9 protein-coding genes and 1 pseudogene are annotated in these 10,444 nt (G+C 65.8%); 4 read left to right on the top strand and 6 right to left on the bottom strand.

Annotated features, from left to right (window positions below):
• Positions 1–44: 44 nt before the first annotated feature.
• Entirely contained in the window at positions 45–1,694 is a 1,650-nt protein-coding gene (locus B1400_RS05245; RefSeq protein ID WP_235607336.1) for a bifunctional folylpolyglutamate synthase/dihydrofolate synthase, read from the top strand.
• 598 nt (positions 1,695–2,292) lie between these two features.
• Here B1400_RS05245 and B1400_RS05250 read toward each other — a convergent pair.
• Together B1400_RS05250 and B1400_RS05255 are read right to left on the bottom strand one after the other, a co-directional pair.
• A pseudogene (locus tag B1400_RS05250) lies at positions 2,293–3,285 on the bottom strand (lipid II:glycine glycyltransferase FemX); the annotation flags it as partial.
• Positions 3,286–3,346: 61 nt separating this feature from the next.
• The gene (locus B1400_RS05255) at positions 3,347–4,876 is read right to left on the bottom strand and encodes a UDP-N-acetylmuramoyl-L-alanyl-D-glutamate--2,6-diaminopimelate ligase (protein WP_095613382.1); all 1,530 of its coding nucleotides are present in this window, start codon (positions 4,874–4,876) and stop codon (positions 3,347–3,349) included.
• Positions 4,877–5,042: 166 nt separating this feature from the next.
• Here B1400_RS05255 and B1400_RS05260 point away from each other — a divergent pair, with 166 nt between their 5' ends.
• Both B1400_RS05260 and B1400_RS05265 read left to right on the top strand, forming a co-directional pair.
• Complete coding sequence (locus tag B1400_RS05260) at positions 5,043–5,750, top strand: sigma-70 family RNA polymerase sigma factor (protein ID WP_162288183.1); 708 nt, start codon at positions 5,043–5,045, stop codon at positions 5,748–5,750.
• A complete protein-coding gene (locus tag B1400_RS05265) occupies positions 5,747–6,034 on the top strand; it encodes a hypothetical protein (protein WP_095613384.1) in 288 nt (95 codons plus the stop codon). Before B1400_RS05260 ends, B1400_RS05265 begins: the two co-directional genes overlap by 4 nt.
• A 99-nt stretch (positions 6,035–6,133) precedes the next feature.
• Here the strand turns inward: B1400_RS05265 and B1400_RS10145 are convergent, their stop codons facing one another.
• Both B1400_RS10145 and B1400_RS05270 read right to left on the bottom strand, forming a co-directional pair.
• Positions 6,134–6,208, bottom strand: coding sequence for a 50S ribosomal protein bL37 (locus B1400_RS10145; protein ID WP_369803150.1), 75 nt, complete (start codon positions 6,206–6,208; stop codon positions 6,134–6,136).
• Positions 6,209–6,293: 85 nt separating this feature from the next.
• Positions 6,294–7,247 (bottom strand): aldose 1-epimerase family protein, encoded by a 954-nt coding sequence (locus B1400_RS05270; protein WP_095613385.1) that lies wholly within the window; start codon positions 7,245–7,247, stop codon positions 6,294–6,296.
• Positions 7,248–7,491: 244 nt separating this feature from the next.
• On the opposite strand from B1400_RS05270, the gene B1400_RS05275 reads away from it, so the two are divergent.
• Complete coding sequence (locus B1400_RS05275; RefSeq protein WP_095613386.1) at positions 7,492–8,472, top strand: 4-hydroxy-3-methylbut-2-enyl diphosphate reductase; 981 nt, start codon at positions 7,492–7,494, stop codon at positions 8,470–8,472.
• Positions 8,473–8,521: 49 nt separating this feature from the next.
• Here B1400_RS05275 and ybaK read toward each other — a convergent pair whose 3' ends face one another.
• Complete coding sequence (ybaK, locus tag B1400_RS05280; protein WP_095613387.1) at positions 8,522–9,031, bottom strand: Cys-tRNA(Pro) deacylase; 510 nt, start codon at positions 9,029–9,031, stop codon at positions 8,522–8,524.
• A gap of 105 nt (positions 9,032–9,136) precedes the next feature.
• Entirely contained in the window at positions 9,137–10,195 is a 1,059-nt protein-coding gene (gene gap / locus B1400_RS05285; protein WP_095613388.1) for a type I glyceraldehyde-3-phosphate dehydrogenase, read from the bottom strand.
• Between the last annotated feature and the right edge of the window lie 249 nt (positions 10,196–10,444).

The following is a 10,444-nucleotide window of genomic DNA, read 5'->3' on the forward strand; positions in this document are numbered from 1 at the left end:
CGGTTGTATCACAGCTGACGCAAGCAGCGGGAAGGTCGGAACGCATGGCAGACAAGAGCAGCATCCACGACGTCGAACGCGACATCATGAGCCGTCCGAGTGAGAGGAACACGACGAACCTCGATCTCAGACGGATGACGATGATCCTCGACTTGCTCGGCGATCCGCAGGATTCCTTCCGCGTCATCCACATCACCGGCACGAACGGCAAGGGCTCGACGGCGCGCATGGCCGAGGCGATCTGCCGTGCGTACGGCATGCGCACCGGCCTGTACACATCGCCGCACCTCGAACACGTCAACGAACGCATCGCGATCGACGGGCAGCGTCTGTCCGACGACGACTTCGTCGAGCTGTGGGACCAGGTCAAGGACTTCGTCGCGCTCGTCGACAGGAAGATGGATGAGGAAGGCGCGCCGCGCATGAGCTTCTTCGAAGTGCTCACGGCGATGGCGATCTGGAAGTTCGCGGACGCGCCGGTCGACGTCGCGATCGTCGAGGTCGGCATGGGCGGACGCTGGGACGCGACGAACGTGCTCGACGCGGACGCGGCGGTGATCGGGCCGATCGATATGGACCACATGGCATGGCTCGGCGACACCGTCGAGCAGATCGCCGAGGAGAAGGTCGGCATCATCAAGCCAGGCTGCACGGCGATCATCGGACGGCAACCGCATGAGGACGAGGTCATGCCGATCATCGAGCAGGCGGCCGCGGAGAACCATGCGACGCTCGTGCGTGACGGCGTGGAGGCGGAAGTCGTCTCTCGCATGGCCGCCGTCGGCGGACAGGTGGTCACATTACGCACGCCGAACGGCACCTACGCAGACGTGCCGCTCGACAAGTTCGGCGAACATCAGGCGCATAACGCGCTCGCGGCGCTGTGCGCGGCCGAGGTCGTCATCCCCGTCACCGGCGCGCTCGACGGTGATCTGGTGGCCGAGGCGCTGAGCTCGGTCAAGGTTCCGGGGCGCATCGAACAGGTGAGGAACTCACCGACGATCATCATCGACGGCGGCCACAACGTCAACGCAGCCGAGGCGTTGCGCGCGGCGATCGAGGAGAACTACGACCTCACGCAGCTCGTCGCCGTCGTCGCGATGATGGAGGACAAGCAGGTCGAGGAGTATCTCGGCGTGCTCGAGCCGATCGTCAGCGAGATCATCGTCACCGAGAACTCGTGGAAGGACCGTGTGATGCCGGCGGACAAGCTCGCCGAGATCGCGCGCGACGTGTTCGGGCCGGAACGCGTCACCTGCATCCCGTCGCTGCCGGACGCCATCCAGGAGGCCGTCAACCGTGTGGACGCCGACGACGAACTCGGCGTCGGCTACGGGCATGGCGTGCTCATCTGCGGCAGCTTCGTCACGGCCGGCGACGCGCGCATGCTGCTCAAGGAATCGATCCATCCGGATCTGCAGAAGCCGAAGGAGGAGCGCGTGCATCAGGTCGCGGTGACGCCGCAGGCGTGCGATGCGGACACCTCGCGGCAGAATGCGGCTGCCGCGACTGCGGCGGAGGGCGATGCCGAGATGGACGCCGCCGAGCGCGAATACGAGTCCGATGCGGACACCGACTTCGACGTCTTCGACGTGCGCGGCATCATCGGCGCGGACGATGACGGTGATGATGAGGATGGCGAAGGCGGCGAGGATAGCGCAGCCGGCGACGGAAGTGGCGCGGCCGGCAACTGATCCAGTCGCCGTGGAACGCCGTTGGCGGCGTGTATGACGGCGTTCCGTTGGTGAGCTTACCCACAGCATGCCGTTGCGAGGCACCGTGGACAGGGTGACGAACGGCATTCTGTAGGTGTGCTTACGCATAGAATGCCGTCAGACGGATAAATAAAAACGGTGGAGGTCGGCGACTATGGGCAGTCGCCGACCTCCACCGTTCGCAAATACGAGTAGGGTGGCCGCACTACTCGGCGGAGTCCTCATTCTGCGCGATGTCGGGCTTTTCGGCCTGTGACGCCTGCCTCACATCCGGCTGCGCCGTTGTCGCGTCTGCCGCCTGCGTGTGGGTCTGTGCCTGCTGCGTCGTCGGCTGCGGTTGGGCAGACGCATCCTGCTGTTTCGCATCAGCCCGTACCGCCCTCACCTCTTCCGTCGGCGCCTGAGGCTGTTTCGCATCAGCCTTCGCCGGCGCCGTCTGCTGCGGCTTCGCCGATTGCCTCTGCGTCTGCTGCCCCTTCGTCGGTTGCGCCTGCTTCTGCTGCGCCTGCGCTTCAGCCTGCGCCTTCCTGGCGGCCTCACGCTGCTCGGCCTTCTCCGCGTTGCCGTGCTTCTTCGGGCGCAGTGCGCGCCGCACGTCCTGCAGCAGCCGCAGCGACCGGTAGAGCAGCTTCTTGATCGGGACGTCGCGTCCGGCGGCGATCGTCGTCGTATCGTCGGCGAACTTCGTCTTGAACTCGTTGAGGGATTTGAGCGACGGTGCGAAATCGTTGCCGATGCCCATCAGATCGAGCTTCTCATAGCCCATCTGGCCGAGGGTGCACGCGACCGTGTACAGCAGCTTGTCCGGCACATGCTGCCGCTTGACGGACGTGAGCATCGACGCGTAGTAGTAGACGCCGGTCTTGCCCTGCAGCGTGACGATCGTCCATGCGACGACCTTTCCGTCGATACGTGCGCCGAACACGCGGCAGTGATCGGGGCCGAGCGCCTTGATCATGTCCGTGTAGTCGCTCATCGGCGCCGGTGTGAAGCCGTCGCGCCGCGCCGTCTCCACCATGACCGCGTAGTAGTCGGCGAAATCCTTCGTCGCGATCTCGGTCTCGTCCGCGCACACCGCCGGCGACTCGCGCAGCGCCTTGCGCACGTCGCGCCGGCCGCGCTTCTTCATGCGTGCGAGGAGCGCCTCGTCGCCGCCGGTGATGTCGAGCACGACCGTTTCGTTGTACGGCACCGTCGACAGCACCGGATAGGTTCCCTTGTCCGACCATGTGTCGATGCGCAGGAACGCGACGTGCTTGTCATGCGTCCTGACGAAGTCGACGAGTTCGGCGATGACCGCCTGTTCGAGCCGCTCGTCCGGCTTGCTCTTCCAGACCGGACCGTGCACCGAACGCAGGTAGTGGTAGCCGTGCGTCTCCATGTCGATCAGCGAGACGACGGCGACGATGGCGTTGCCGTCGCGGATGATCAGGCATCCCCATGGCGTGCGGCCCTCGACGCCGGTCTGGAAATCAGCCCATACCGACGTCTGCTCGATCGGCAGTTCGATGCCGTTGGCGTCGGCCTCGCGTTCCATCGCCTGCGGGCTGACGCGTTCGATCGTGATCATGATGTCCTTTCGTTCCTTGGCGTCCCTTATTCTATGCGTTCGATGCGCGCGTCCTGCGCGTTCAGCCGAACAGACGCCTGATGATGCTCGAATCGCCCTCGTACGGCACATGCCTGTTGTGCATCTTGATCCAGCGTTCGTCGCCCTTGCCGATGAGCAGCAGCACGTCGAAGCCGTCATGCTCGCGCGCCTCGGCGACGACGTCCTCGACGGCGGCCGCGCGGTCGATGATGATCGACGCGTCGACGTCCGGATTCGCCACATGGCCGAGCATCTGCTCGGCGATCGCCATCGGATCCTCGGTGTTCGTGTCCTCGGTGGTGAGCACGATGCGCTGCACGCGGTCCTGCGCGGCCTCGATGATCTCCTTGCGCCGGTCGATCGCCTTGTCGCCGGCCGATCCGGTGAGCAGCGTGATCCGCGGGCGCCGCGCGCCGTATTTGCGCGTCACGAAGTCGAGCAGCGCGTTGACGGAGGCGTAGTTGTGCGCGTAGTCGACGATGGCGACCGTGTCCGAGCGCGGATCGACCGTCTCCTCCATCCTTCCGGCGATGCGTACGTTGGCCATCGATTGCAGGGCGCGCGGATCGTGGATGTCGATGCCGACGATTTGCGCGAGCGCGAGCGCCGCGCAGGCGTTCGCGTAGTTGAAGTCGCCTTCGAGCGCGAGGCTCAGTTCGCCGATCGGCTGACCTTGCGTGAACATGAAGGTCGTATGCGTGTCGTCGATCGGCCGCGCGGTGATGTCGGCGGTCGCCTCGTCGATCGAGAACGTCGTGACCGGCACGTTCGCGATCGACGCGTCCTCGGCGACGAGCCCCGCGTAGTCGCCGGGGACGCCGAGCACGAGCGCGCGCGTGTTGCGCACGATCTGGCGCTTGCAGTGCAGGTAGTCCTCGAAGGAGGGGTGTTCGATCGGGCTGATGTGGTCGGGGGAGATGTTGAGGAACGCGGCCGCGTCGAAGGTCAGGCCGTAGACGCGGTTGACCTTGTACGCCTGCGAGGAGACCTCCATGACGAGGTAGCGCATGCCGTTGTCGACCGCCTCGCGCATCATGCGGGCCGCATCGAGCGATTCCGGCGTCGTCAGGTCGGATTCGACGTAGTGCATGCCGTCGACGCAGTTGTCGACCGATGAGAACAACGCGCATTTGTTGCCGCTCATCGCGTTGATGATCGCGTGCGTGAAATACGAGGTCGTCGTCTTGCCTTTCGTGCCGGTGATGCCGATGAGCCTGAGCTCGCGTTCCGGATAGTCGTAGAAGGCCTGCGCGAGCAGGCTGAGCGCCTTGGTCGCGTCGTTGACGATGAGGCCGGGGGCGCGGGTCATGCCGCTGTAGTCGTGTTCGGCGACGTAGGCGGCCATGCCGTGCTCGTCGGCGTCGGCGAGGTATTCGGCCTTGAAGTTGCCCTTGCAGCACATGAGCGTGCGCGGCTTGATCTGCTTGGAATCGTAGGTGATATGCGCGAAGGGGACGTCGGAATCGGGCACCGTGGACGCGAAGTCGGTCCAGCGGTCCGGTGTGATGATCTCCCGCAGCAGGTCGTGCTCGCCCAGCAGTGCGGCTGCGGATTGCAATGTCAACGTCATGGCTCATGCGCTCCTTGAGGTACCCGGTGATGTCGTCCAAGCATTCTACCGCGCGGCTTGCATCGACCCGGCGGCGCGTGTGGCCGGCATGTAACGCCGTGGGCTTGAGCGCGTGCGATTGCGTACAATGGGAGGCGTGAGCGAACAAGAGACGAAAGCCGAGACGATGGAGGCCAAGCGCGCGCGCTTCGAGAAGCTCGCGATGCCCGCCGTCAACGCGCTCTACCGTCAGGCGATGAAATTCACCAACAATCCGGAGGATGCGCAGGATCTCGTCCAGGACACCTTCGAACGCGGCTTCAAGGCCTTCGACTCGTTCAAGCCGGGATCGAACTTCGAGGCGTGGATGACGACGATCGAGCGCAACGCCTTCTTCAACCAGTATGCGAAGGCGAAGCGCCGTCCGCAGCGGGCGAACGACTCGACCGGCGAATACGACGACTGGGACATCTACGCCGCGTCGGAACACGCCTCGCAGGGGCTGCGCTCGGCGGAGCAGGAGTATCTCGAGGCCTTCGCGCCCGAGGAGATCATGGCGGCGCTCAACAAGCTGCCCGAGGAACGCCGGCAGGTGTTCATCGATGCGGCGATCGACGGCAAGTCGTACCAGCAGGTCGCCGATGAGCAGGGCATCAAAATTGGCACCGTCATGAGCCGGCTCAACCGCGCGCGTACGCAGCTGCGCAAGGAGCTCGCCGAATACGCGGCGGCGCGCGGCTACGGCAACGGCTCGACGCCGGTGCGCGGCCGCCGCCACAAGCCGGCCGCCGACGTCGTCGCCGTCGTCAGCGGAAATAAAAAGACGTCGAAGACCGTTGAATCTGATGGCGACCACGAACTCGTGGACAATACGGCGAAGGGCGGTGCGCGATGAGCGCGGATGAACGGCCCGGACAGGAACGACTGGGAAACGACGAGATGAACGAAGCGAACAAGGAAGCGGCCGGCGGCGACTGCTTCGATCCGGACACCTGCTGCGACCGCTACGAGCAGATGATGATCCGCGCGATGCGCGCGGTGCTGCGGCCCGAGGAGGCGCCGGAATGCCTCTACGAGAAGCTCAGGATGACGCTCGACGCGTGCTGCGGGCACGCCCATGTGACGCATACGGTCGTCACGCACGCCGTCGTGCGCCATCATGGCGCCGACGGGCAGTGAGCGGCCAGACCTCGCGAAACGGCTGTCGGATATGCGAAGGCCCCTTGGAAACCTTGGTTTCCAAGGGGCCTGCACGTTGCTCAGGCCGAAGCCGGCGAATCAGGCGTTTGGCCTTTTGCCGTGGTTCGCAGCCTTTTTACGACGAGCCTTACGCTTGCGTCCGCGCATTCCCATGATGGACTCCTTTGGATAGAACAATCAATGCTAGCCTTGATTAGCCTACAGGATTATCGCATGGCGTGCCGACGTGGCCGCCCGCTCAGTCGCGCACGCCGATGAACAGATGCGTCTCGCTCGTCTGCCCCGGCTCGATGCGGATCAGGTCGATGGCGGTGTTGAACGCGTTCGCGTACGCCGTCTGCGGTTCGACGGCGACGCCGGCGGGGCGGATGTCCGCCGGGAAGCCGGTGCCGGTGCAGATCTGGAACGATGTGATCGTCTCGTCGCCTCCAACGGCGACACATATGCCGTCCGCCCGCGTCAGCGTCGCCGTCGCGTCGCCGTGCGCGTCATGGCGCACGTCGGTGAGCGCGTCGTCGTACGGCTGCCCGTCGAGCGCGCGCGGCGCGCGGAAGTCGAACTTCGTGCCGTCGACCGGCTCGGTGCCGACCGGGATGAGGTTCTTGTCGACGCGGACATGGGTGTCGGCATCCACTTCGAGCGTGCACTGCGCGTTGTGCGCGTCGATCTCGTCGCCGTGGCCGTCGAGGCCGTTGGCGATCCACGGATGGATCGCCAACGCCCATGGCGCCGCCTGATCGGAGCGGTTGTGCGCACGCACGAGGATGTGCAGGCCGTCGTCGTCGAGCGTGTAGGTCACGGTGACGACCAAGTCGAAGGGGTAGTAGGCCACCGGCGGCATGCGCCACGAGAGCGTCGCCTCGCGTTCGGTGAGCCGTTCGAGACGCCAGTACCGGTCCTTCGCGAAGCCGTGGATCGCGTTGTCGCGGTCCGGTTCGTTGATCGGCAGCTGGTAGTCGACGCCGTCGAAGGCGTAACGGCCGGCGGCGATGCGGTTGGGGAACGGGATGAGCAGCTGCCCTTCGCAGCATGCGGCGATGTCGTTCGCGCCGAGAGGGACGGTCACGTGCACGCCGTCGCAGGTCAGCACGCGCAGCGTCGCGCCGAGCTCGGCGATGACGGCGCGGTACCGTCCGTGTTCGATCGTGTACTGGTCGCCGGTGCGCGGCGGCATCGTGGTCGTCAATGACATGGCATGCTCCCTTGGTTGCCTGGGACGGTGCGGATCCGCATGTGCGGCCGCCATCGCCCCGGAGGGTGGATGGTTCACCGGGTCTATCATAGTCGTCCTCGTCGGTGGATGCGGCGCGCCCGCGCGTATGCCTGCATGTGGACACCGGCGCGCGCGAGGGACGCGGATGCCGGGAGCGGGAAGGCGTTGCGGCGTGCATATGGTTTGGTATCGTGGGGAGTCTGCCGACACAGGGAGGGCGCATATGGCACGACGCATCATTCTGGCGAATCCGCGCGGATTCTGCGCGGGGGTGGACCGCGCGATCCAGACGGTCGACACGATCCTCAGGACCGCGCACGGACCGCGGGAGGACGGGCTGCCGCCGGTCTACGTGCGCCGTCAGATCGTGCACAACCGGCATGTCGTCGAACAGCTCGCCTCCCGCGGCGCCGTCTTCGTCGAGGAGCTCGACGAGATCCCGGACGAGGCGGCGGCCGCCGGCGTTCCGGTCGTGTTTTCGGCGCACGGCGTATCCCCGGCCGTGCAGCGCGAGGCGGACCGGCGCGGGCTGGCCGTCATCGACGCGACGTGCCCGCTTGTGGGCAAGGTGCACCGCGAGGTGCTGCGCTTCGTGCGTGAGGGGTATGAGATCGTCTACATCGGCCACGACGGCCATGACGAGGCCGTCGGCGTCGTAGGCGAGTCGCCGGAGCATGTGCATCTGATCGAGCACGCCGTCGCCGTCGACGGCCTCACGTTCACTCCGGACGCGAAACTCGTGCTGCTCACGCAGACGACGCTCAGCGTCGACGAGACGGCGGATGTCATCGCCGAGCTGCAGCGGCGCTTCCCATGGATCGAGCTGCCGCCGAGTTCGGACATCTGCTATGCGACGTCGAACCGGCAGGAGGCCGTCAAGCTCGTCGCGCAGCGGGCGGACTGCATGGTCGTCGTCGGTTCGGCGAACTCGTCGAACTCGGTGCGGCTGATGGAGGTCGCGAACGAGGCGCTCGGCGCGCGCGGAGACGCGCATCGCGTCGACGACGCCGCCGAGATGGATCCGGCGTGGTTCGACGGCGTCGAAACCGTCGGCGTCTCCTCGGGCGCCTCGGTTCCCGACGAGCTCGTCGTCGGCGTCGTCGAACGGCTGCAGAAACTCGGTTTCAGCGAGGTCGACACCGTCGAGACGATCCGGGAGAACATGCACTTCGTGCTGCCGAAGGAGCTGCGCGCGCAGCGGTGAGTCGCTTGTGCGGCTGCGCGCGCAGCATCGCATAGGCGTTCGGTGCGGTTCAGTACGATTTGTTCGTCGTGCCGATCGGCGCGACGGTCGCGTCGAGCACATCGGCCAGGTCGTGCGGATCGACGCCGAGGCTCAGGCCGCGTCTGCCGCCGGAGACGAGGATGACGTCGAAGTCCATCGCCGAGGCGTCGAGCACGGTCCTGTGCCGCGTCTTCTGACCGAGCGGGGAGATGCCGCCGACGACGTAGCCGCTTTCGCGCATCGCGACCTTCGGATCGGCCATCTCCGCCTTCTTCGCGCCGACGGCGTGCGCGAGCTCCTTGAGGCTCATGTGGCCGTTGACCGGCACGACGCCGATGACGCGCTCGTCGCCGGTGTCCGCCATCAGCGTCTTGAACACCTGCCGTTCGTCGTAGCCGAGCTTGCGCGCCGCCTCGAGGCCGTATCCCTCCGCGTCGTCGTTGCTGTGTTCGTATTCATGGATCGTGAACGCGACGCCCGCCTGCTCCAACTGCGCGATCGCCGGCGTCGCGGCCGCCTTATGCTTCTTCTTGCCCATGCGCACCAGTGTAGGACCGGCGCACGGCAACGGAGAAGGGGCTTCCCGCATCAGCGAAAAGCCCCTTCTCGTCAACGATGCCGTTCAGTGGGCATCATCGCCGGTTCACTCGGAGATCTCGGCGAAGTACTCGAGCGTGCGCACCATGTTCGACGTGAAGCCGTACTCGTTGTCGTAGAAGGCAACGGTGCGGGCCATCGTCACGCCGTCGACGGTGTTGACGTCGGTCTGCGTCGGATCGAAGACGCCGCCGTGGGTGTCGCCGACGATGTCGCCGGAGACGATCTCGTCATCGTTGTAGCCGTAGTAGGCGCAATCCTCGAACGCGTCCTTGAACGCGGCGTTGATCTCGTCGACGGTCGCGTCCTTGTCGAGGACGGTGAACAGCTCGGTGATCGAGCCGTCCGGGACCTGCACGCGCTGGGCGTGGCCCTGCAGCTTGCCGTTGACCTCGGGGACGACCTTGCCGATCGCCTTCGCGGCGCCGGTCGAATGCGGGATTGTGTTGATCGCGGCGGCGCGCAGCGCACGGCCGCTCTTGTTGCCGCGCGGGCCGTCCAGGATCATCTGGGTGCCGGTGTAGGCGTGGATCGTGGTCATGAAGCCGGCCTTGATGCCCCACTTGTCGTTGAGCAGCTTGACCATCGCGGCCATCGAGTTGGTCGTGCAGGAGCCTGCGGAGACGATGTTGTCGTCCTTCTTGAGGATGTCGTGGTTGACGCCGAAGACGACGGTCGGGGTGGTCTCGTCCTTCGCCGGGGCGGAGATGAGGACCTTCTTGGCGCCGGCGTCCAGATGGGCCTGGGACTTCTCGGCGGAGGTGTAGAAGCCGGTGCACTCGAGCACGAACTCGACGCCGTCGTTGGCGACCCACTTGAGGTCGCGAGCGTCGCGCTCGGCGTAGACCGGGTATTCCTTGCCATCGACGACGATGGCGGTGTCGGTGGCCTTGACGTCGACCGGGGTGCCGTCGACGTGCTTGAAGACGCCGTGGGTGCTGTCGTACTTGAGCAGGTAGGCGAGAGCGGCCGGCGAGGTCAGGTCGTTGATCGCGGTGACCTCGATGTCGGCGGCTTCGCCGCCCTTCTCCTGCAGCTCGAAGATGCGGCGGAACGCGAGGCGGCCGATGCGGCCGAAGCCGTTGATACCAATCTTAACTGTCATGTAGTTTCTCCCTTGGGGACAGCTTCAGGGCGTTCGCACGCCCCTCGGCTTGGTTAACCAACACCTTCACTGTAGTGGCTTTGCTTGACTTAGACCATTCCTCGCGCGCGCCGGCAAAGCGTTGCGATTGCTTGCAAACGTATGCACGCCGTGCCGTGCGCGGCCGCCGCCGACGTACGGGCGCCGTCAGCGCCTGACGAGCGCGGACGTGACCTGCGCCGACGGCGCGCCGAGGTCGCCGTGCGCCCG

The sequence above is a fragment of the Bifidobacterium italicum genome, from assembly GCF_002286915.1.
Lineage (GTDB): Bacteria > Actinomycetota > Actinomycetes > Actinomycetales > Bifidobacteriaceae > Bifidobacterium > Bifidobacterium italicum.

What these genes read in the sequence shown, in the direction of transcription:
- B1400_RS05245 (WP_235607336.1), top strand. Translation starts at nt 45, where the DNA reads ATGGCAGACAAGAGCAGCATCCACGACGTCGAACGCGACATCATGAGC.
- B1400_RS05255 (WP_095613382.1), bottom strand. Translation starts at nt 4,876, where the DNA reads ATGACGTTGACATTGCAATCCGCAGCCGCACTGCTGGGCGAGCACGAC.
- B1400_RS05260 (WP_162288183.1), top strand. Translation starts at nt 5,043, where the DNA reads ATGGAGGCCAAGCGCGCGCGCTTCGAGAAGCTCGCGATGCCCGCCGTC.
- B1400_RS05265 (WP_095613384.1), top strand. Translation starts at nt 5,747, where the DNA reads ATGAGCGCGGATGAACGGCCCGGACAGGAACGACTGGGAAACGACGAG.
- B1400_RS05270 (WP_095613385.1), bottom strand. Translation starts at nt 7,247, where the DNA reads ATGTCATTGACGACCACGATGCCGCCGCGCACCGGCGACCAGTACACG.
- B1400_RS05275 (WP_095613386.1), top strand. Translation starts at nt 7,492, where the DNA reads ATGGCACGACGCATCATTCTGGCGAATCCGCGCGGATTCTGCGCGGGG.
- ybaK (WP_095613387.1), bottom strand. Translation starts at nt 9,031, where the DNA reads ATGGGCAAGAAGAAGCATAAGGCGGCCGCGACGCCGGCGATCGCGCAG.
- gap (WP_095613388.1), bottom strand. Translation starts at nt 10,195, where the DNA reads ATGACAGTTAAGATTGGTATCAACGGCTTCGGCCGCATCGGCCGCCTC.